This window comes from Actinomadura violacea (assembly GCF_017573465.1).
GTDB lineage: Bacteria > Actinomycetota > Actinomycetes > Streptosporangiales > Streptosporangiaceae > Spirillospora > Spirillospora violacea.
Map to the genome: position 1 here is coordinate 86,091 of NZ_JAGEPF010000034.1, position 19,872 is coordinate 105,962.

The following is a 19,872-nucleotide window of genomic DNA, read 5'->3' on the forward strand; positions in this document are numbered from 1 at the left end:
CGCGCCCGCGGCGCGTCACCAAACTAGCGAACGCTTGGTTCGGCGAACAAGGCGGCCCCGGGGCCGGGGCGCGGGTCAGCGCGCGCGCAGGCCGTCGAACAGCAGCACCAGCATCCGGTCCGCGTACCCGGCGGGATCCCGGGTGCGCTCGGCCGCGACGCCGATCGCGTTCGTCAGCCGCAGCAGGTCGGCGGCGTCGGTGTCCGCGCGGATCGCGCCCGCCCGCTGCGCGCGCTCCAGCAGCCCGCCGACCGCGTCGCGGATCGCCTCCGCCGCTGTGCCGAGCCGCGTCGCCGACCACCGCGGCGACATCGCCTCGATGAGCACCGACGAGGTGCCGCGCGGCGACATCGCGCCGTCCAGGTAGCCGCGCAGCCAGGCCACCAGCGCCGCGTCCGGGTCCGGCTCGCGCATCGCCTCGGCGGCGTGCGCGAGCAGCCCCTCGATCCGCTCCCGCAGCACCGCGTGCAGCAGGTCGTCGCGGGTGGGGAAGTGCCGGTACAGCGTCCCGGACCCGACGCCCGCGCGCCGCGCGATGTCGTCCAGGGACGCGTTCGTGCCGTGCTCCATGAACGCGGCGCGGGCCGTGCTGATGAGCCGCTCGTAGTTGCGGCGGGCGTCGGCCCGCATCGGGCGCGGACGCATGGGCCCGGGTTGCGCGGGCCCGGGGTCCGTGGGCCGGGGGTCCGTGGGCCGTTGTTGCATGGGCGCCGTCCAGCGGTGTGCGCGGACGGCCGGGGCCGGCCGCCGCGTGTTACCGAAGAGCCTGCCATCTCACCGCGCCGACGTCGAGGAAGGCGCCGCCGCGCCCCATCAGCCTCCGAGTGCGTCGCGGGAGAGCCGGTCCGCCCTGCGAGTCGTCTCCGGAAGGCGGTACTCGGGTGTCACCGCGAGGACGTCGCGGCACGCCGAGTCGAGGTCGGTGCGGTGCCCCACCGACACGAACACCGGCTTGACGTCGTCGCGGGTCCGCAGCACCCGGCCGACCTCCTCACCGCCGTCCACCAGCGGGCTCGCGTCGCCGCGCCGCCGGCCCGGCGCGTCGTGGGTCCCGACGAACGCGGTCTTGCCCACCCCGATCGCCGGCAGGCCGGTCAGCACCCCGAGATGGCACGCCAGCCCGAACCGGCGCGGGTGCGCGACCCCGAACCCGTCGCAGACGAGCAGGTCGGGCGTGGTCTCCAGGTTCCGGAGCGCGTCCAGCAGCGTGGGCAGCTCGCGGAACGCGAACAGGCCAGGGACGTAGGGGAACGCCGCCGTCCCGACCGCGACCGACTCCTCCACGACCGCCAGGGTCGCCGCGTCCAGGACCACGACGGCGGCGGCCAGCCGGGCCCCGGTCCCGCCGCCGTCGCCCGCGTACGAGACGTCCAGGCCCGCGACCGTGCGCGGGTTCGCGGGACCGGGGACGTCCAGTTCGAGCATCGGGCGCAGCCGGTCCTGGATCGCCTCCGCCTCCTCCGGCGTGGACGGCCACGGGTGCAGGTCGCGTACCTCCATGAACCGGCACGCTACCGCCCTCACCGGCACCGGCTACGGTGAGGGAACGATCAAGGGCGGAGGACGGATGGACGGCATGACCCTCGACGGACGCACGGCCGTCGTCACCGGCGGCGCCGGCGGCATCGGCCGGGCGATCTGCGCCGACCTCGCCGCGCTCGGCGCCCGCGTCGTCGTCGCCGACCTCGACCTCCCGGCAGCCGAGGACGTCGCGGCGCAGGTCGGCGGCACCGCCGCCCGAGTCGACCTCGCCGACCCCGCGTCCATCGACGCGTTCGCCGACGGCGCCGGGCCGGTCGACGTGCTCGTCCACAACGCGGGCGTCAGCATCGTCGAGCCGTTCGTCGACAGCGACCCGGCCCACTGGGACCTGATGTGGCGCGTCAACCTGCGCGCCCCGATGCAGCTCACCCGCGCCCTGCTGCCCGGCATGACGGAACGCGGATGGGGCCGGCTCGTGTTCGTCTCGTCCGACGGCGCGCGCGCCGGATCCGGGGGAGAGGGCGCGTACGCGGCCACCAAGTCCGGCCTGTTCGGGCTCGCGAAGACCCTGGCCCGCGAGGCGGCGGGCGGCGGCGTCACGTCGAACGTCGTGTGCCCCGGCCCGACGGACACGCCGATGGTCCGGGCGGTGTCCGACCGGCACCCGGACCTGCTCGGCAAGCTCGCCAGGCAGATCCCGCTGCGCCGCATCGGCCGCCCGGACGACGTCGCCGGCCTCATCGCGTTCCTGTGCACCGACCGCGCCGGCTACATCACCGGCCAGACCGTCTCCGTCAGCGGCGGCATCACCATGCAGTGACGCCTGTTCAACCGAGCGACGCGTACACGGCCTCCGTCAGCCGGAACGCCCGCAGGTCGCCGGACAACTGCTCGCCCATCCGGTTCGGCAGGTACGCCATCGCCAGGCCGGCGTCCGGGTCGCCGAGCCCGATCGAGCCGCCCGCGCCGGTGTGGCCGAACGCCGTCTCCCGCGCCGACCTCGGGACGAAGAACGTCTGCGACGGGCGCATGAACCCGAGCCCGAACGAGCTGTCCACGATGAGCGTCCGGTCCGGGCCGGACACCCGGCGGCGGATGGCCTCGCGCAGCGTGTCCGGACGGACGATCCGGCCCGCGACCAGGTCGCGGTAGAACCCCGCGAACGCGGGCGCGGTCGCGAGCATCCCGGCGGACGGCCAGCCCGCCCGCAGCACCACCGGGTTGTTGTAGCCGCCCTTGCCCGGATGCGGGTTGTTCAGCGCCCGGTTCGTCTGGCTCTGCGGGTCGGTGTACGCCGCGGCGAGGCGCTTCAGGATGTCGCCGGCCGCGGACTTCGGGCCGTCGGCACCGCCGGCGACGCGGCCCTTCGCGGTCATCTTCGCGGCGCGTCCGATCACCTCGTCCGGCGCCCCGACCCACATGTCCAGGTCCCCGGTGAACTCCTCCTTGGCGAACGCGCCGACCGTCCTGCCGGACAGCCGCCGGACGATCTCCCCGGCCAGCCAGCCGTACGTCAGCGCGTGATACCCGTGCGTCTCGCCCGGCGTCCACTCCGGCTTCTGCGCGGCCAGCAGGTCCGCGAGCGCCTTCGGGTCCGCGGCCTCCTCCGCCGACACCGGACGGTCGAACGCGGGCAGCCCGGCCTGGTGCGACAGCAGGTGCGCCGCGGTCGCGCCGTCCTTGCCGTGCTCGCCGAACTCCGGCCACCACGCGGTGACCGGGCCGTCCACCTCGTAGGCGCCGCGCTCGGCGAGCAGCAGCGCCGCGGCCGCCGTCACCGCCTTGGTGCAGGAGAAGCCGAAGCAGGGGGTGTCGGCGGCCCACGCGCGTCCCGTCCGGTGGTCGGCGACGCCGCCCCACAGGTCCACGACCTTGCGGTCGCCCGCGTACACGGCGACGGCGGCGCCGAGCTCCCGCCCGTCGGCGAAATGCCGCTCGAACACCTCACGGACGGCGGCGAACGCCGGATCGCAGTGGCCCTGCACAGTGCTGCTCATGCCCGGTCCTCTCCACGGGGGTTTCTAGAATCATGCTCGAAGATTCCAGAAGACCGGGCATCGGCCCCCGTGTCACGCCCTCCGGGCGGTCACCAGCGGTCGCGGTGCACGACGTCCTCGAACGCCCGCCGGGCCGGGTTCCGGACGGGCTTCAGCGGACGGCCCGCCGGATACCCCAGCGCGACCAGGTAGGCGCAGAACCGGTCGCCGGGCAGGCCGAGCACGCGGCGCGCCACCCCCTGGTCCATCACCGTCGCGTGCCCGCTGCCGATCCCGAGGTCGACGGCCGCGAGCATCATGCTCACCATCGCCTGCCCCAGGTCGAACCGCGCGGTCTCCCGCTCGCCGGGGTCGCCGTAGTCGCGCATGACCAGCGCGATCGTCGCCGCCGAACCGGGGACGTGCGCCGCGTACTCGCCCGCCGCGGCCAGCTCGCCGAGCTGCTCCCGGTCCGTCACGACGACGAAGTCCCACGGCTGCCAGTTCTTCGACGACGGCGCCCGCCGTGCCGCCTCCAGGACGCGGTCGAGGTCGTCGCGCGGGATCGGCTCGTCGGTGTACTCCCGGACGTTGCGCCGGGACGTGATGGCATTCCAGGTCTCCACGCGAGAGCGCTACCCGCCGCCCACCCCGGGAAACGACGAGGTCAGCCCCGGTCCGCGCCGGGCACCTCGACCTCGGTGGCCAGCAGCCGCCCGCTTCCCGGACGCACCGGCTCCGGCTCGGTCATGCCCTGCCATTCCGCCGCCGTGACGAACAGCGTCGTCCCGCCCAGCGCGCAGGCGAACGCGCCGACGCCGACCTCGACGACGTCCAGGACCTCACCGCCCTCGGCGACGCGCACGCATCTCTCGTGCGGCACGTCGGCGTACCAGGCGGCTCCCTGCGCGTCGAGGCAGATGCCGTCCGGCGTCCCGTCGCCCAGGTCGGCCCAGACCCGCCGGTCCGAGAGCCCGCCGTCCGAACCGATCTCGAAGGCCACCAGTTCGCCGCGGTAGGAGTCGGCGACGATCAGCGTGGAACCGTCCGGGGTGACGGCCATCCCGTTGGGGAACGCGATGTCGCCCGCCACCTCCTGTACCGTCCCGCCGGCCGCCGCCAGGACCACCGAGCCCGGCTTGAACTCCCCGCCGGCCATGGGATCGAACCCGGCGCGGTTGACGTAGGCGTTGCCGCGGCCGTCCACGGCGATGTCGTTCCACCCGGGCCCGCCGAGGTCCGCGTGCACGGTCAGCGTCCCGTCGTCCTCCCGCCGCAGCAGCCGCCCGCCCGCCGAATCGGCGATCAGCAGGCCGCCGTCCGGAAGGAACGCCGTGCACAGCGGCAGCGACCTCACCCGCGCGACGACCTCGGCGCGCCCGTCCGGGTCCGCGGCGAGGACCTCGCCGGCCGACCAGTCCGAGAAGTACACGCGCCCGCCATGCCACCGCGGCGACTCCACGAGCCCCCGCCCGCCGAGCACCGTCCGAACCTCCCGCATGCCCATCACCCGAGCCTTTCGTCGAGAACACCTCACCCCCTATACGAACGACCCCCGCCGGAATCGACATCGTCGCGGCGGGGGTCGTGCGTTCAGGGCCCGAGTTAGTAGCGGCTGTAGTGGTGGGCCGGTTCGGTGACGGGCTCCTCCGGGGCGGCGGCCGGCTTCGTGCGCCCGAACTCCAGGGTCAGCAGCGCGGCCGCGATCCACACGATGTCGAACCACGAGCGGAAGACGATGCTGCGCGGCTTGTAGGCCGGGCGGAACTTCTTGTCGAACAGGTACAGCGACTCGACCGCGATCAGCGGGTCGAGCAGGTGCAGGGCCTGGTAGCCGGCCTTCTCCAGGGCGCCGCGCTCCTCGGCGTCCAGCAGCTCGCGGAAGGCCGCGAAGTTCAGCGAGACCAGCGCGTGGCCCTGCTCGCCGGCGTAGTCGATCATCTCGACGATCAGCCGCTCGTTGACGCCGTTCGGGCCGCCGGGGGCGCGGCGCATCGCGTCCAGGCTGATGCCCTCGCCCGCCGTGACGTAGCGCTGGAACGCGATCGGCTTCTTGTCCTCGTCGTAGGCGACCGCGACGACGGCGCCCGGGTGGTAACCGGTGAGCAGCTCGTCGAGGTTCATCGAGAAGCCGCGCTCGGCCGCGCCGCCCAGCGAGCCGGACGCCACCTCAAGCAGCGCGCCGCGCAGCTCGGCCGACAGCTCCCGCTCGGGCACGATCTCGGTGGTGACGCCGGCGTTGGCGGTCCGCTTCACGGCCTGCCGGACGTTGCGCATCTGCCGGCCCGACAGCGTGAACTCCTCCGGCCGGACGACGACCTCGTCGCCGAAGCCGAACGAGCGCAGCGGCCCCCACTCGGGCAGCAGGTCGGCGCTCGCGCCGAGCACCGCGGGGCGCCAGCCGGTCGTGCGGCACAGCGCCAGGAACTCCTTGATGGCCGCGGCGTGCGAGGCCGGGTCGCCGACGGGGTCGCCGCCCGCCACCGCGATGCCGAACAGCACCCGGTAGCCGATCGCGGCGCGCCCGTCCGGGCTGAACACGTACGCCTTGTCGCGGCGCAGCGCGAACGGGGCAAGGGTGTCCGAGCCCGGGTGGGCGACCAGGCCGGCGACGCGGCGCCGCTCGTCCTCGTCGCCGGGCGGCGGCGCTGGGTCCGGCGCGAGCAGCGTCATCACCAGGGCGAGCAGGCCCACCGCGCCGGCCAGGCCGAGCACGCCGGGCAGCCAGGACGCGCCGTCGATGCGCGCGCCCGTGGCGCCGAGGCCGCTCGCCACGACCCGCACCGACCGGACGGACACGCCGCCGACCACCACCGACCCGACGACGGCGCCGATCACCAGGATCGCGCCGGTCTTCACCGCGGTGCGGACGCGGTCGGGGTGCGGGCGGACGGGGAACCGGTCGCGCTCGACCCAGAGGCCGACCAGGACGGCTCCGAGCAGCGGCACCCGCCACGGCGCGTCGTCGCCCGCGACGACGGCGAGCAGGCCGAGGACGACCAGCGCGACCATGCCGTACCAGGCGGCTCGGCGGCGCAGCAGGACGCCGCGCGCGACGAGCAGGAGCACCAGGCTCAGCGACACGGCGTGCGCGGGGGCGAGCGGGGTTCCGGTCGCGACCCGCGACAGCCGGGTGAGCCAGTGCGGGGACCATGCCACGGCGGGCACGGCGATCAGGACGGCGACGACCGCGCCGACGAGCGCCGCGGGCCAGACGGGGAGCGCCTCGCCGCCGGCTCGTTCGGCCGATTTCGCTGCATGCACGAGCAGAACACCTCCGCTGAGCCCCAACCATGATCCTTTGGAACTCATTCCCCGGATCGGACGTTATCTTTGGCCGCTCATGGTCAGCGTCGTCCGGACACCTCCTATGACGCCGCTTCCGGCGCCTCCGGCGGTCCTCGTCCTCCACTACGGCCGTACCCGGCCAACGGGAGGGAAACTGGATAGTCTCGTGGGGATGAAGAGGCTCCTGGTCGTCCATCACACGCCCTCGCCGTCCGTCCAGGCGATGTACGAGGCGGTGCGCGCCGGAGCCGGCACGGACGAGATCGAGGGCGTCGAGGTCGTCTCCCGTCCGGCGCTGACCGCCTCCGCCGTGGACGTCCTCGAGGCGGACGGCTACCTCCTCGGCTCCCCTGTGAACCTCGGTTATCTCTCCGGGGCGCTCAAGCACTTCTTCGACCAGATTTATTACCCGTGCTTGGCGGAGACAATCCGCCGCCCGTTCGGGGCCTTCCTCCACGGCAACAACGACGCGACCGGGGCGCTGCGCGCGCTGGAGGCGATCACCACGGGGCTGAAGTGGCGGGCCGTGCAGCCGCCGGTGGTGGTGACGGGTGAGCCGGGCAAGGCCGACCTGGAGGCGTGCTGGGAGCTCGGTGCGGTCACCGCCGCGGAGCTCGGGACGGTTTGAGCCCGCCGCTTCTCGGTAGCGTGCCCGCATGAGCGGTTTCCGGCATGTGGCGATGTTCAGGTGGGCCGAGGGCACGACGATCGGCCAGCAGGAGGAGGCCGCGGCGCGGCTGCGCGAGCTGACCGCGGTCATCCCGCAGATCCGCGGGTACAGCGTCGGCCTGGACGCGGGCGTGGACCCGGGGACCTACGAGTTCGTCGTGGTCGCGGACTTCGCGGGCAAGGACGACTACCTGGTGTACCGCGACCATCCGACGCACCGCGCGGTGGTCCAGGAGTTCGTCGCGCCGCTCGTCGCGGAGCGGGCCGCGATCCAGTACGAGACCTGAGGGGCCGCGCCGCGGCGGTGTGCGCTGTAACACACAACGCTTACCGAGCAAGCGCTTGTGTCCGAGCACTTTTCGGGTTAGTTTCACACAACGCCCGCCGGGAACGGATCGCGCCCCGTTCCCGGCGGACGGCCTACGTGCCCCCTCAGCGCGCCGTCTCCCCGGCAGCGCCATGGGAACGGTCCGATTCCGCCGGGACCCCGAACCGTCGTACGGTTGCGCCGTCGCATCCGGGCCGGACCGGCCGCCCGGCGGACCGGGGGAGCAGGCGTGATCACAGTGCTGCTGGCCGACGACCAGTCGCTGGTACGGGCCGGTTTCCGGATGCTGCTGTCCGGCGAGGACGGCATCGAGGTCGTCGGCGAGGCCGAGGACGGCGACGCCGCGGTGGAACTGGCCCGCCGGCTGCGGCCCGACGTCGTCCTGATGGACCTGCGGATGCCCGGCACCGACGGCCTCGCCGCCACCCGCCGCATCGCCTCCGACCCCGCGCTCGACGACGTCCGCGTCCTCGCCCTCACCACCTACACCGACGACGAGCACATCTACCTCGCGCTGCGCGCCGGCGCCGCCGGGTTCCTGGTCAAGGACATGGAGCCCGCCGAACTGGTGAACGCCGTCCGGGTCGTCGCGGGCGGCGAGTCGCTGCTGGCCCCCGCCGTCACCCGCGCCGTCATCGAGGGGTTCGTCGGCGGGCGCCCCGCGCCCGCGCCCGCCGCCGTCGGCCGGCTCGAGGTCCTCACCGACCGGGAGCGGGAGGTGGTCCGGCTGGTCGGGCGGGGGCTGTCCAACACCGAGATCGCGGCCGCCCTCGCGGTCAGCCCGCTCACCGCCAAGACGCACGTCAGCCGGGCCATGGGCAAGCTCGGGGTGCGCGACCGGGCCCGGCTGGTGGTGCTCGCCTACGAGTCGGGGCTGGTCACCCCCGGGTCCGCGAGTTCATGATCTCGTCGCGGAGCCGCTGCGGCGTGGGGGCCTCCAGCAGCCGCGGCCCGTCCCGCAGCGGGACCATCGCCCACCACGAACCGGTCGCCTCGCCGAACCAGACGCGCACCCCCGGGAACTGCTCCTGCAGGCCGCGCGCCGTGGCGGCGCGGATGGCCGCGGGCGTGGGCTCGTCCCGCCCGGCGCCCTGTGGAGCCGTCATGCCGCTCTCCCCCCGAAGCTCTCCTCAGTAACAGCGTCCCCACGGGCCAAAGCGTCACCCCTACTCGGCAAATTGTGACTAAGCACACTATGGACGTTCGGCGGGCCCGGCAGTGGGATACCGCGCCGGATGTACTCCGCCGGAAGTAGCGGACCGCCCGGAAGACGCCGCCCGCCCGACGACGCGGACCGGGTGCGGACGCCACGATTCAGGGAACGACGTGTTCTCTACCCGCGGACTCCCGCGAAGGTGGTTCCCATGAAACTGGCCAGGCTCGCCCGGGTCTGCTATCGCAGGCGGTGGCTCGTCGTCGCCGCCTGGATCGTCGGCGCGCTCGCCGTCCTCGTCCTCGGCTACGGCTTCGCCGCCAAGCCGCTCAACGACTTCACCGGCGGCTCGTCCCAGTCGGCGACCGCCAAGAAGCTGCTGGACGAGCACTTCCGCGCGCGCAGCGGCGACACCATCACCCTCGCGGTCCAGGCCGACGCCGGTGTGCGCTCGCCCGCCGCGAAGGCCCGCGTCACCCGCGCGATCGACCGGCTCGGCAGGACCCCGCACGTCGCCTCCGTCAGCTCGCCCTACGCCGTCCCCGGCCAGATCTCCAAGGACGGCCGGACGGCGTTCGCCACCGCGAACCTCGCCGTCCCGTCCGACGACATGCCCGCCTCCGCCGTCACCAAGCTCATCAAGGACGTGCGCAGCGACTCCGGCCCCGTCCGGATCGAACTGGGCGGCGCCGCCGTCGACAGCGCCGAGACCGCGGGCGGCGGGTCGTCGGAGGGCATCGGCGTGCTCGCCGCCATCGTCATCCTGCTGATCGCGTTCGGCTCGGTGCTCGCGATGGGGCTGCCGATCGTCACCGCGCTGCTCGGCATCGGCTCCGGACTCGGGCTCATCGCGCTGATCGCGCACCTGCTGCCCGCGCCGTCGTTCGGCCCGATCGTCGCTGCGCTCATCGGCATCGGCGTCGGCATCGACTACGCGCTGTTCATCGTCACCCGCTACCGGGAGGAGCTGTCCGCCGGCCGGGAGCCCGAGGACGCGACCGTCACCGCCGTCACCACCGCCGGACGCGCCGTCCTGTTCGCCGGCAGCACCGTCGTCATCGCGCTGATGGGCCTGTTCATCATGCAGCAGAAGCTGTTCGACGCCGTCGCCGTCGCCGCCGGCGTCGCGGTGCTGATGACGATGCTCGCCGCCGTCACGCTGCTGCCCGCGCTGCTCGGCTTCACCGGACGGAGCATCGACCGGCTGCGCGTGCCCGGGCTCGGGCGGGCCCGCCGGCCGCTCGCCGAACGCTGGGCCCGGGTCGTCCAGCGCCACCCCGTCGTCACCGGGCTGTGCGCCGCGGTCCTGCTGCTCGTCCTCGCGGTGCCCGCGCTGTCGATGCGGCTCAGCCTGCCCGACTCCAGCACCCAGCCGCACGACACCAGCGGCTACGCCGCGAACCGGATCATGGCCGAGGGCTTCGGGCCCGGCACCGCCGCGCCGCTGGTCATCGTCACCCGCGGCGGGAACCCGGCGCCCGTCGCCGCGGCCGTCGGCGCCGCACCGGGCGTCGCGGCCGTCCAGCCGCCGCGCACCAGCCCCGACGGCGCCGTCTCGATGATCATGGCGTTCCCGGCCACCGGCGCGCAGGACGCGGCCACCCCGCGGCTCGTCCACCGGCTCCGCGACGACGTGCTGCCCGGCGCCACCCGGGGGGCGGGCGTCCGCGCCTACGTCGGCGGGCAGAACGCCGCCTCCATCGACTTCGCCGACGACGTCCAGACCCGGCTGCCGTGGCTCATCGCGGTCGTCGTCGGGCTGTCGCTGCTGCTGCTCGTCGCGCTCGTCCGCTCGCTGACCGTGGCGCTGCAGGCCGCGGTGATGAACCTGCTGTCGATCGCCGCCGCCTACGGGGTGCTGACCGCCGTCGTCCAGTGGGGCTGGGCGGGCCGCGCCCTCGGCTTCCCGACCTCGATGCCCGTCACCACCTGGGTGCCGCTGATGATGTTCCCGATCCTGTTCGGGCTGTCCATGGACTACGAGGTGTTCCTCGTCTCCCGGATCCGCGAGTCGCACGAGGCGGGCGTCCCGACCCGGGAGGCCGTCGCCCGCGGCCTCGCCGGCACCGCGCGCGTCATCACCGCCGCCGCCGCGATCATGGTGATGGTGTTCCTGTCGGTGCTGCTCGGCGCGAACGTCGCGGTCAAGCAGATCGGCCTCGGCCTCGGCGTCGCCATCCTGATCGACGCGACCGTCGTGCGGATGGTGCTCGTCCCCGCGCTGATGGAGCTGTTCGGCGAGCGGAACTGGTGGCTGCCCCGGCCGATCGCCCGGCTGCTGCCGCGCCGCCGTACCGAGCCCGCGCAGGCGCCGCCCGGCGTGCCGGTCCGCGGCTAGCCGCCCCCGGCGGAGGTCAGTGCGTGTTGATCCCGTCGAACATGACCTTGATGTAGTGCTCGCCGAGGCTCTGGGAGTCGAGCCGTCCGCCCGGCTTGAACCAGCGGACGGCCACCCAGATCGTGTCGCGGATCATCCGGTAGGTCAGCTTCGGGTCGAGGTCCGCGCGGAACAGGCCCTGCTCCTGGCCCGCCGCGATGGTCTCGACCCACATCTTCTCCACCTCGTCCTCGGACTTGGACAGGTAGGCGAAGCGGTCCATGCCCTGGAGGTAGTTCCAGTCGTTCTGCATCACCGTGATCGCGGCGCGGTGCGGCTCGAGGCTGTGGAACGCGACGCGGACGAGCCCGGCGATCGTCTCCCGCGGGTCCCGGCCCGCGTCGATCTCGGCCCGGTAGGCGGCCATGATCTCGTCGAAGAAGCCGGTCAGGATCTCGTCCACGATCGACTCCTTGGAGTCGAAGTGGTGGTAGAGGCTGCCGGACAGGATGCCGGCCTCGTCGGCGATGTTGCGGACCGTGGTGGCCTGGAAGCCCTTCTCCGCGAACAGGTCCGCGGCGAGCCTGACCAGGTGCTCGCGGCGCTCCGACGCCAGTGCCGGCGAGCCCTTGCCGCGGCGGCGCGCGCCGCCCTCGCCGGCGGCGCGGGGCCTGGCCCGCCCGGAATTCGCGCTCGTGGTCGTCACCCCCTCATTATGCCGTGCGCGCCCAACCGCTTGCTCAGTCGTGCGTCAACGGCAGTTTACGGTCTGCACAAGCGCTTGTTCCATCACCCGGGGCTACCGCGTCGCGCCGCCCCGCGACGGCGCGCACCCCGGACCGGGTCCGGGCCGGGGCGGAACGGCCGCACAGCCCCGTCCCGCATACCCTCGGATCATGCCCGATGTGATCGTCTTCGACCTGTTCGGCGTCATCGCCCGCACCCAGACCCCCGAGGCCGTGCGGGAGATCGAGGAGATCGCCGGCGTCTCCGGCGCCCCGTTCTGGGACGCGTACTGGGCGCTGCGCCCCGGCTACGACGCCGGCCAGGACAGCGCCGCGTACTGGGCGGACGTCGCCGCCGCCCTCGGCGCCGCGTTCCCCGACGTGCCCGCGCTGATCGACGCCGACCTGCGCAGCTGGACCGACGTCGACGAGCGCATGGTCGCCCTCGTCCACGAACTGGCCGACGGCGGCCACACCCTCGGGCTGCTCTCCAACATCATCGCCGACCTCGTGCCGCGCTTCGAGGCGCGCCACGAGGGCTGGCTGTCCCGCTTCGACGCGCTCACCTACTCGTGCGCCATCGGCGTCGCCAAGCCCGACCCGCGCGCCTACCGCATCTGCGCCGAACGCCTCGGCGTGAAGCCCGCCGACGTCCTGTTCATCGACGACACCGAGCGCAACGTCCTCGCCGCCCGCGAGACCGGCATGGCCGCCGAGGTCTTCACCGGCCCCGATCAGGTCCGCGCCCTGCTCGCCGGCTAGAGCCGCTCGCCGGTTAGAGGCGCACGACGAGCTTGCCGGTCGCCTCGTCCGCCTCCATGTAGCGGTGCGCGTCGGCGATCTCGTCCAGCGCGAAGACACGGTCGATGTTCGGCCGGAACCGGCCGTCCGCCACCCCGTCCACAAGCCGCCGCAGGGTCCCGGCACCCGCCGCGCCCCGCATCTCGTCGCTGTGGAAGGTGGTGAGGCGCGTCCCGCTCGAGAGGGCCTGCATCGGCTCGAACTCCGGGATCACCCATTCGCCGCTCAGGATGCCGGTCATGCACACCGTCCCGCCCTTGCGGACGAGCGCGAGCGAATCGGCGAGCGTCGCCGCGCCGACGAGTTCGAGCACGTGGTCGGGGCCGTCCGGGACGACCGCCCGCACCCCGTCCGCGATGCCGCCGTCGTCCACCACGACATGGTCGGCGCCCGCCGCCTCCAGCGCCTTCACCTTGCCGGGGTTGCGCGTCGTCGCGATCGTCCGCAGGCCCAGGCCCTTGGCGAGCGACAGCGCCGCCATCCCGACCGACGACGTCCCGCCCCGCACGAGCAGCGTCCCGCCGTCCGCCCGCAGCACGTCCAGGGACCCCTGCGCGGTCAGGTAGGTCTCGGGCAGCGCGCCGAACACCTCCCACTCCAGGTCGGTCGCGACGGGGATCAGCAGCTCGTCGGGCAGCAGCGCGTACTCGGCGTAGCCGCCGTCGAACGCCCGCCCCATCTCGCCCATGACCGCCGCGACCCGCGTCCCCGGCGCGAGCACGCCGCCTTCGGCGACCTCCCCGACGCACTCGATCCCGAGCACGCGCGGGAACCGCACGCCGGGGGAGTGCCCCTGACGGGTGAACATCTCGGACCGGTTCAGCCCGAACGCCCGGACCCTCACCAGCGTCCACCCCGGCCGCGGCTCGGGAACCGGCACCTCGCGCACCTGCAGAACGTCCGGCGGCCCCGGTCGCTCCGCGACCGCCGCCCGCATCATCATCGACCCCACGTGGACCACAACCACCGGCCCCACCGAGATCATCCCGCCGAGGCGGCGGCGACCCCTCATCCGGGTCGCCGCCGCCCTTCTCGTCAGTCGCCGTTCCAGGGGGCCGTCGGCGTGTCGATCTCCGCTCCGCCGGAGAGATAACCGACCTCGGTCCGGGTCAAGGCCCCTCGGAAGGCCCACACGTCGTCGACCGCGCCCGTCCAGTACTCGGGGTCGCTGAACGCGGAACGCCCGACCTGCAAGCCGCCGGTGGCGTCGAACCCGCCGACCCCCGCCTTCTCGGACCGATCTTGGTCCAGGTTCCCGTTCACGTACAGACGCATGGTGCGCGTGACCGCGTCGTACACGACCACGACGCGGTCCCACCAGAGCTGGGTATTGAAGTTCTCGAGGACCGTTGTCTGCGCCCCAGGCGCGTCGGCCTCGGTCATGACGAGCTGCCACTTGCCCCACGACGGGTCCTCGCTGGGCAGGTAGCGGACCGAGAGGCGATTGCCGTTGCGCCCGGGCAGGGACAGCAACGTCATGGGCTTCCCCGTCCACCGCTCGACGTTCGCCCACGCCGCGACGGTGAAGCTCTCGCCGGTGCGCATCACCGGGGCGGCGGTGTCGGCGTACGCGCCATCGCCGTTGAGCAACAGGCCGGCGGGCGACGACATGTAGAAGCCCCACTCCGGGTCGATCGCCGCGCCGCCATGGAGGGTCATCGGGTGGCCGAACGTGGTGTCGTCGGCGCCGTCGGTGTTGAACTTCCAGCGCCCGCGCACCTCGCTGGGCACCTTCGCCATCCGCGCCGCCTCGTCCGGGACGACCATGCGGTCGTGAACGCGGACCTCGTCGACGTCGCCGTGGAACGGCTGCGCACGGCCCGGCGCGCCCGCGCCGATCCGCAGCGAGCGCGCGTCCCATGCCGGACCGCCGGACGGAACGTCCGCCGCCGGGAGCCCGTTGACGTACAGCCGGAGCCTCTTCTGCGTCGCGTCGTACGACCCGACGAGGTGCGCCCAGGTGTCCTGGTACAGGGGCTGCTCGGCGACGGCCTGCACGGTCGCGGCACCCCGCGAGTCGGAGTCCGACTTCACGAAGGCCCAGTGCCCGCCGACCGACCGGAGCGCGAACGCGTCCGCGTGGCGTCCCGCCTCCGCGACGACGGTCGCGTCGCCGTCGCCGGACGGCTTGGCCCAGGCCGAGAGCGTGAAGCTCTTGGACGTGTCGACCAGCGGCTTCGTGACCGCATGGCCACCGGCGAATCGGGCGGCCGTGCCGAACTGTCCCTCGACGCCGGTGGTGACGCGTCCGACCACCCGCGTGGACAGCGGGTCCTCGCCCGTCCTGGTCTCCGCCGCGAGCGTGCGCGCGCCGGCGGACTCGTCGAGCTTCCAGTGAGCCTTCGGCGCGCTGCCCTGGTTGACCAGGAAGTCGTACTGCGTGGGCGGGCCGTTCTCGCCCTTAGGGCCGAAGGACTCGACCGTGAGGTAGTTCGGGCCGTTCCGGTACGGGGCGATCGTCACCGTGACGGGCGCGCCGTCATGCGTCGGCAGATCGAGCGGCTTCTGGTCATTGAGGCGCACCTCGTAGCGCGCCGCCTGGTCGCTCGGGTCGTCGATGGTGAAGTCCCCGTACCTCCCGACGCCGTCGTGCCAGGCGTCGTCGTCGGGGTAGTCGGCCGATGTGACGGCGGGCGCCGGCATCAGGCTCCGGGCGCCGGCCCAGGCCGATCCCGGCACTGCCGCCAGGGACGCCGGCGTCGCCACCGCGAGCGCGGCGAGCAGCGTTGCGAATCTTCGTCGTGGACGCATCCACACCTCCTGTACGCGACATGCGGCACAGCGGGGAAGGAAAGCGCCATCCATGTCTCTTCCGGACCGGTGCGACGATCTTGCCAGTGGGCACTGACGAAAGGGTGGCCTTCAAGATCACGATTGTGGCAAGAGGGAAATGGACGTACTGTCCAATAGGGGTGGGGGCGCGTCGAGGATCCCTGGGGGTGACGGCATGCGCGCTTCTCAGCAGGGCCACCACGTGCCGGTGCGGGCGGCCGTGCGGCGGTCGCGGGTACTGGTCGACCTGTGGCTCATCGCGAGGCCGGCGATCTGGCTCGTCTCGCTCGTCCCGTTCTACGTCGGGCACCTGCTCGCGACGCGGTGGCTCATCGCGGGGCAGGACGCTTGCGCGCCGATGAGCGGCCGGTGCATGGAGGCGGTCACGCCCGTGCTGACCGGGCTGGTCGTCTGGGGTCCGCTGGTGTGGCTGGCGGTGCTCGCCATCAACGACGCCTTCGACCTGGAGGGCGACCTCAAGAACCCGCGCAAGGACGACGCGCCGCTGGTCGAGGGACGGCTCAGCGTGCGCGGGGCGCTGGTCGCCGCGCACGTCACCGCGGCGGCGGCGCTGCTGGTCGCGCTGACGGTGCGTCCGGCGTTCGCGCTGGTCACGCTCGGGTTCCTGGTGCTGGGCTGGCTGTACAGCGTGCCGCCGGTCCGGCTGAAGGACCGGCCCGGGTTCGACGTGGCGACCAACGCGGCGGGCGTCGGCGGCTTCGCGCTGCTGGCCGGATGGACGGTCGTGCGTCCCATCGAAGGCTTCCCGTGGGTGATGGCGGTCGAGGGCGTCCTGGTCGCGACCGCCCTCTACGTCCCGACGACCGTCACCGACTACAAGGCCGACCTCGCCAGCGGGTACCGGACCATCGCCGTGCGGCTCGGGCCGCGCGGCGCGCACCGGATCGGGCTCGCCGCGTGGACGGCTTCGTGCGCGCTCGCGGTGGCGCTGGCCGCGACCGGGCACGTGTTCCCGCACCGGACGCTGTGGACGCAGGCCGTGTCCGCGCCGGTGCTGGTCTGGGTGTACCACCGCTTCCTCGGCCGGGCGCGCGAGCCCGGCGAGGTCCTGCACGGCATCGCCGTCGCGAGCTGGGCGTTCCTCGTCCCGTACCTGGTGTTCGCGCTGATGTACGCGCGGGTGCTCTAGGCGGGGGGCGGCAGCTCGCCGCCGGCCTCGGCGGCCTTGGCGAGCCGCTCGCGCAGCGTGCGGACGAGCGCGTCGCCCTGCTCGGTGAGCCGCTCGATCGCGGGCAGCGCCAGGTCGTCGCGGACGGTGTCGGCGAGCAGCTCGTCGTACTCGTGCGCCTTCGCCGCGAGCGACTCCAGATGGCGGTGCGCGGCCAGCGCCTCGTCGGCGGCGCGGGCGCGCTCGGCGTAGCGTTCCAGGGCCTCGATCCGGCGCGTCACCGCCTCGACGGAGACGTCGAGCTTCTCCCGGAGCGGCCGCAGCGCCGCCTCCACCTCGGGCAGCGGCGCCTCCTCCGCCATCTCCTCCTGCTCCCGGCGCAGCTTCGACTGCCGCGCGAGGACCTGCGCGATCTCCCACTCCTGGCGGGGCAGCGTGACCGCGTTGTCGACGGCGTCCAGCAGCCCCTCCCGGTTCACCTGCGAATCGCGGACGGCGTCGACCGCCACCTGCACGCGGACGAGCAGCGCGCGGCCCGGCCCGTCGAACTCCTCCGGGGTGAGGTAGCGGTGGCGGCGGCGCTCCAGCTCGCGCGCGCGCCGCAGGTCGAGCGAGACCGACGGGGTGCCGAGCGCGACCAGGACGGCGAGCATGCCGAGCCCGATCAGCCACAGCGAGCCGAGCAGCGGCGACCCGAGCAGGCCCAGCCCGAGGACGGTCAGCGGCGCCAGCCACAGCAGCGGGCGTCGGCGCCCCACGAGCGTGTCGAGCTCGGCGCGCAGCGCGGGATCGGCGACCGGGCGCGGCTCGGCCGACGGGCCGTCCCCGGGGCGGCGCGGCGGCGCGATCCGCCGCCAGTACGCGCCGACATGGGTCTCGAACGCGAAGTCGGTCGGCTCGATCTCGACCTCGGTGCCGCCCGCCGGCAGCGGCCACATGCCGACGGGGTCGCCCCCGCCGGGGCCGGTGAAGCGGACCCACCACCCGCCCCCGGCGTCGTCGCACCGGTACCGCCCCGGGGCGACGTCGATGCCGACGAAGAACGTACCTACTCCGGGGATGGACTCGTTCCACGCGCCACTGGTCACCGGCGACCTCCGACCCGACCTCTCGCCGTGCCCCTCGCCCCCCTCCGGCGAGGGCCGTCCCACCGTGCTGCGCCCGCAATAGGACGACGTCCGGGAGACGGCAACAGTTGCATTACCCACATCGTCCACGGGAAAGCGGCGTCGTGGACATCGGAACCGGTTTGGAATACTCCATGCGTGCGACCCGATTACGACCCACTCGACGACCCGCCCTGGGCGATGCAGCTGGTGGTACGGGCGGAGAAGGCCGATCCGCCCGCCCACGGAGCCGTCTGCGAGGCCGCGGCGACCGCCGTCGTCCGGCTGCTCACCGATCCGCGCGCCACCGAACCCGACGGGGAATGGCGGCAGGCGGTGCACGAATGGGAGTCGCGGCGGATCCGGAAAGTGACGCGGCGTGCACGCGGCGTGCGCTGGCCGGAGGCGCAGGCGCTGCCGGGCGTGACGGTCGAGCACGCGGGCGCGCAGGTGCGCGCGTTCCCGCCGGGCCCGGTCGCCGACGTCCCGCCCCAGCTGGCGAAGCTGCAGGTCGCCGGTCTCGACCTCGCGGACGCCGAGGACCCGCCGGCGCCGCCCGCACCGCCCTACGCCGCGCTCGCCCTGAACCCGGACGTGACGATGACGACCGGCAAGGCGGCGGCGCAGAGCGGGCACGCCGCACAGCTGCTGCTGCGGCAGGGCCGCCGCAAGGACGTCGCCGCGTGGGTCGAGGCGGGAGCGCCCGTGCACCTGGTCCGGGACGTCGCGTGGGCGCGCTGCGTCAAGGAGGCGGACGTCGCGGTCCGGGACGGCGGCTTCACCGAGGTGCCGCCGGGGACGATGACGGCCATCGCGTGGATCGTCCGCTGACGTCCAGACCCTCCCGGTGTGTCCGGGCGCGCCGAGGCGCGCCCGGTTCAGCGCCGCGGGAGCCGGTTCAGCGCGGAGAGCGCGAACTCCTGCGTCCGGGTGAGTCGCCGCGGCTCGCCCTCCCCGCCGTCGCCGCCTCCGCCGGGCGCGGGCCCGGCGGACGCGCGGACCGCCGCACCGCTGCCGACCTGCGCCTTCGCGCTCAGCCCGTACGACACGAACAGCAGCACCACGAAGCCCGCGAGGTAGGCCAGATGCTCCACGAGCCCGCCCGCCCGGCCGTCCAGCACGTCCAGGACGGCGAACACCGCGAACCCCGCCATCCAGCCCGCCAGCGCCGGGACGAACCACATGTCGCGGTGGCGGACGATCCCCGCGACCGTGACCGCGACGAGGACGGCCTCGACCGCCTTCGCCAGCAGCAGCAGCGTCCCGGCGCCGCCGGAGCCGAAGTAGCCGTCGAGTTCCTTGCGCCGGTCGCCCCACAGCAGCGCCGCGCTGGCCAGGCCCGTCACGCCGTACGCGACGAGGAACACGCCCACCGCGTAGTGCATCCGGTGCCACGTGCCGCCGGCCGGCGGAGGCGGCGGGGCGCCGCCCTCCGCCGGGCGCCGCTCGGGCAGCCGCTGGTCGGGCCGGGTCCACTCCGGGTTCGCGCCCGCGCTCGCCATCGCCATACGCCCCAACTTCCCCCTTCGAGTGCTACGCGCAAGATATCCCGGATGCCGTCGGCGGCCCCGGGGCGCCGCGCCCTTTGCGACGCTCGCGGCGGCGCCGGAGTTCGCGCCGCACCCGCACCGGGCGGCCCGAAGTGCTTGCACCCGGGCCGGGGAAGGGGAAGGGTGAGACCTCGTCGGGCCGCGCGGAGTCCATGGGGAAGACGAGGATGACGCCTGACGATACGGGAACCGCCGCGCCCGCTCGGACGCGGATCGAATATCTGGAAGAGCTCGGTGACGCGCTCGTCGCGCGCGGCCTGCGGGTGCGCCTCACGCTGCCCCGCGGCCAGTCGCCGAGCCTGCACGTGATGAATCCGGACGCCTCCGCCCTGACGGAGAACATCCTCGCGGAGCGGGGCGCCGACGGATGGTGGTACTGGTGGTCGTGGGCGGAGCGCATCGCGCCGGCCGACGACGTCGCCGCCGCGGCCGACCGGGTCGCGCTGGTCCTCGCGGTCCACTGAGCCCGCACACCGGGCGCAGGGCCTCGGGGACGAGCACCGCCGCCGGAGGCGGAACTGCCCGTCCCGGGACCGCGGCAGCGCGGTCATGCCGACGCGGGACGGGCGGGCCTCA

The 19,872-nt window shown here is 74.0% G+C and carries 21 protein-coding genes; 9 read left to right on the plus strand and 12 right to left on the minus strand.

Annotation, left to right across the window (positions count from 1 at the left end):
• Positions 1-75: 75 nt before the first annotated feature.
• On the minus strand, positions 76-645 hold the full coding sequence (locus J4709_RS42930; RefSeq protein WP_208250825.1) for a TetR/AcrR family transcriptional regulator: 570 nt from the start codon (positions 643-645) through the stop codon (positions 76-78).
• Between the two features lie 168 nt (positions 646-813).
• Positions 814-1,500: an endonuclease V gene (locus J4709_RS42935; protein WP_208250826.1), complete on the minus strand. Its 687-nt coding sequence runs from the start codon at positions 1,498-1,500 to the stop codon at positions 814-816.
• A 67-nt stretch (positions 1,501-1,567) separates the two neighbouring features.
• On the opposite strand from J4709_RS42935, the gene J4709_RS42940 reads away from it, so the two are divergent.
• Positions 1,568-2,302, plus strand: a complete 735-nt coding sequence (locus J4709_RS42940) for an SDR family NAD(P)-dependent oxidoreductase (RefSeq protein WP_208250872.1) — start codon at positions 1,568-1,570, stop codon at positions 2,300-2,302.
• Between the two features lie 7 nt (positions 2,303-2,309).
• Here the strand turns inward: J4709_RS42940 and J4709_RS42945 are convergent, their stop codons facing one another.
• From J4709_RS42945 to J4709_RS55950, 4 genes are all read right to left on the minus strand, one after another.
• On the minus strand, positions 2,310-3,479 hold the full coding sequence (locus tag J4709_RS42945) for a serine hydrolase domain-containing protein (protein WP_208250827.1): 1,170 nt from the start codon (positions 3,477-3,479) through the stop codon (positions 2,310-2,312).
• Positions 3,480-3,568: 89 nt separating this feature from the next.
• A complete protein-coding gene (locus J4709_RS42950) occupies positions 3,569-4,084 on the minus strand; it encodes a nitroreductase family protein (protein ID WP_208250828.1) in 516 nt (171 codons plus the stop codon).
• Positions 4,085-4,125: 41 nt separating this feature from the next.
• A complete protein-coding gene (locus J4709_RS42955; protein WP_208250829.1) occupies positions 4,126-4,959 on the minus strand; it encodes an SMP-30/gluconolactonase/LRE family protein in 834 nt (277 codons plus the stop codon).
• A 104-nt stretch (positions 4,960-5,063) separates the two neighbouring features.
• A complete protein-coding gene (locus tag J4709_RS55950; RefSeq protein ID WP_208250830.1) occupies positions 5,064-6,722 on the minus strand; it encodes a bifunctional lysylphosphatidylglycerol flippase/synthetase MprF in 1,659 nt (552 codons plus the stop codon).
• 196 nt (positions 6,723-6,918) lie between these two features.
• On the opposite strand from J4709_RS55950, the gene J4709_RS42965 reads away from it, so the two are divergent.
• From J4709_RS42965 to J4709_RS42975, 3 genes are all read left to right on the plus strand, one after another.
• The gene (locus J4709_RS42965) at positions 6,919-7,374 is read left to right on the plus strand and encodes a flavodoxin family protein (RefSeq protein WP_173099603.1); all 456 of its coding nucleotides are present in this window, start codon (positions 6,919-6,921) and stop codon (positions 7,372-7,374) included.
• 28 nt (positions 7,375-7,402) lie between these two features.
• Positions 7,403-7,702: a Dabb family protein gene (locus tag J4709_RS42970; RefSeq protein ID WP_208250831.1), complete on the plus strand. Its 300-nt coding sequence runs from the start codon at positions 7,403-7,405 to the stop codon at positions 7,700-7,702.
• 270 nt (positions 7,703-7,972) lie between these two features.
• Positions 7,973-8,647 (plus strand): response regulator, encoded by a 675-nt coding sequence (locus tag J4709_RS42975; protein ID WP_208250832.1) that lies wholly within the window; start codon positions 7,973-7,975, stop codon positions 8,645-8,647.
• Here the strand turns inward: J4709_RS42975 and J4709_RS42980 are convergent.
• Positions 8,622-8,849, minus strand: a complete 228-nt coding sequence (locus J4709_RS42980) for a hypothetical protein (RefSeq protein ID WP_208250833.1) — start codon at positions 8,847-8,849, stop codon at positions 8,622-8,624. The two genes, J4709_RS42975 and J4709_RS42980, sit on opposite strands and share 26 nt — an antisense overlap.
• A gap of 258 nt (positions 8,850-9,107) precedes the next feature.
• On the opposite strand from J4709_RS42980, the gene J4709_RS42985 reads away from it, so the two are divergent.
• The gene (locus tag J4709_RS42985) at positions 9,108-11,234 is read left to right on the plus strand and encodes an MMPL family transporter (protein WP_208250834.1); all 2,127 of its coding nucleotides are present in this window, start codon (positions 9,108-9,110) and stop codon (positions 11,232-11,234) included.
• A 16-nt stretch (positions 11,235-11,250) separates the two neighbouring features.
• Here the strand turns inward: J4709_RS42985 and J4709_RS42990 are convergent, their stop codons facing one another.
• Positions 11,251-11,919, minus strand: a complete 669-nt coding sequence (locus tag J4709_RS42990) for a TetR/AcrR family transcriptional regulator (protein ID WP_208250835.1) — start codon at positions 11,917-11,919, stop codon at positions 11,251-11,253.
• A gap of 190 nt (positions 11,920-12,109) precedes the next feature.
• On the opposite strand from J4709_RS42990, the gene J4709_RS42995 reads away from it, so the two are divergent.
• Positions 12,110-12,700, plus strand: coding sequence for an HAD family hydrolase (locus tag J4709_RS42995; RefSeq protein WP_208250836.1), 591 nt, complete (start codon positions 12,110-12,112; stop codon positions 12,698-12,700).
• 13 nt (positions 12,701-12,713) lie between these two features.
• On the opposite strand, the gene J4709_RS43000 is transcribed toward J4709_RS42995, so the two are convergent.
• Together J4709_RS43000 and J4709_RS43005 are read right to left on the minus strand one after the other, a co-directional pair.
• Positions 12,714-13,715, minus strand: coding sequence for a zinc-binding dehydrogenase (locus J4709_RS43000; protein ID WP_307802047.1), 1,002 nt, complete (start codon positions 13,713-13,715; stop codon positions 12,714-12,716).
• A gap of 59 nt (positions 13,716-13,774) precedes the next feature.
• The gene (locus J4709_RS43005) at positions 13,775-15,490 is read right to left on the minus strand and encodes a LamG domain-containing protein (protein ID WP_208250837.1); all 1,716 of its coding nucleotides are present in this window, start codon (positions 15,488-15,490) and stop codon (positions 13,775-13,777) included.
• Positions 15,491-15,686: 196 nt separating this feature from the next.
• Here J4709_RS43005 and J4709_RS43010 point away from each other — a divergent pair, with 196 nt between their 5' ends.
• Positions 15,687-16,661: a UbiA family prenyltransferase gene (locus J4709_RS43010; RefSeq protein ID WP_208250838.1), complete on the plus strand. Its 975-nt coding sequence runs from the start codon at positions 15,687-15,689 to the stop codon at positions 16,659-16,661.
• Here the strand turns inward: J4709_RS43010 and J4709_RS43015 are convergent.
• Positions 16,658-17,728, minus strand: coding sequence for an Rv1352/Rv1906c domain-containing protein (locus tag J4709_RS43015; RefSeq protein ID WP_208250839.1), 1,071 nt, complete (start codon positions 17,726-17,728; stop codon positions 16,658-16,660). The genes J4709_RS43010 and J4709_RS43015 overlap by 4 nt on opposite strands.
• Before the next feature lie 177 nt (positions 17,729-17,905).
• Between J4709_RS43015 and J4709_RS43020 the strand changes: the two genes are divergently transcribed.
• Positions 17,906-18,577 carry an aminoacyl-tRNA hydrolase gene (locus J4709_RS43020; RefSeq protein WP_208250840.1) on the plus strand — a complete coding sequence of 224 codons (672 nt, stop codon included), beginning with the start codon at positions 17,906-17,908 and terminating at the stop codon, positions 18,575-18,577.
• Between the two features lie 47 nt (positions 18,578-18,624).
• Here J4709_RS43020 and J4709_RS43025 read toward each other — a convergent pair whose 3' ends face one another.
• A complete protein-coding gene (locus J4709_RS43025) occupies positions 18,625-19,254 on the minus strand; it encodes a hypothetical protein (protein WP_208250841.1) in 630 nt (209 codons plus the stop codon).
• Positions 19,255-19,463: 209 nt separating this feature from the next.
• Between J4709_RS43025 and J4709_RS43030 the strand changes: the two genes are divergently transcribed.
• On the plus strand, positions 19,464-19,760 hold the full coding sequence (locus J4709_RS43030; RefSeq protein ID WP_173099615.1) for a hypothetical protein: 297 nt from the start codon (positions 19,464-19,466) through the stop codon (positions 19,758-19,760).
• Positions 19,761-19,872: the final 112 nt, after the last annotated feature.

Coding starts and splice junctions, on each gene's coding strand:
- J4709_RS42930 (WP_208250825.1), bottom strand. CDS start 645: ATGCGTCCGCGCCCGATGCGGGCCGACGCCCGCCGCAACTACGAGCGG.
- J4709_RS42935 (WP_208250826.1), bottom strand. CDS start 1,500: ATGGAGGTACGCGACCTGCACCCGTGGCCGTCCACGCCGGAGGAGGCG.
- J4709_RS42940 (WP_208250872.1), top strand. CDS start 1,568: ATGGACGGCATGACCCTCGACGGACGCACGGCCGTCGTCACCGGCGGC.
- J4709_RS42945 (WP_208250827.1), bottom strand. CDS start 3,479: ATGAGCAGCACTGTGCAGGGCCACTGCGATCCGGCGTTCGCCGCCGTC.
- J4709_RS42955 (WP_208250829.1), bottom strand. CDS start 4,959: ATGCGGGAGGTTCGGACGGTGCTCGGCGGGCGGGGGCTCGTGGAGTCG.
- J4709_RS42965 (WP_173099603.1), top strand. CDS start 6,919: ATGAAGAGGCTCCTGGTCGTCCATCACACGCCCTCGCCGTCCGTCCAG.
- J4709_RS42970 (WP_208250831.1), top strand. CDS start 7,403: ATGAGCGGTTTCCGGCATGTGGCGATGTTCAGGTGGGCCGAGGGCACG.
- J4709_RS42980 (WP_208250833.1), bottom strand. CDS start 8,849: ATGACGGCTCCACAGGGCGCCGGGCGGGACGAGCCCACGCCCGCGGCC.
- J4709_RS42985 (WP_208250834.1), top strand. CDS start 9,108: ATGAAACTGGCCAGGCTCGCCCGGGTCTGCTATCGCAGGCGGTGGCTC.
- J4709_RS42995 (WP_208250836.1), top strand. CDS start 12,110: ATGCCCGATGTGATCGTCTTCGACCTGTTCGGCGTCATCGCCCGCACC.
- J4709_RS43005 (WP_208250837.1), bottom strand. CDS start 15,490: ATGCGTCCACGACGAAGATTCGCAACGCTGCTCGCCGCGCTCGCGGTG.
- J4709_RS43010 (WP_208250838.1), top strand. CDS start 15,687: ATGCGCGCTTCTCAGCAGGGCCACCACGTGCCGGTGCGGGCGGCCGTG.
- J4709_RS43025 (WP_208250841.1), bottom strand. CDS start 19,254: ATGGCGATGGCGAGCGCGGGCGCGAACCCGGAGTGGACCCGGCCCGAC.
- J4709_RS43030 (WP_173099615.1), top strand. CDS start 19,464: ATGACGCCTGACGATACGGGAACCGCCGCGCCCGCTCGGACGCGGATC.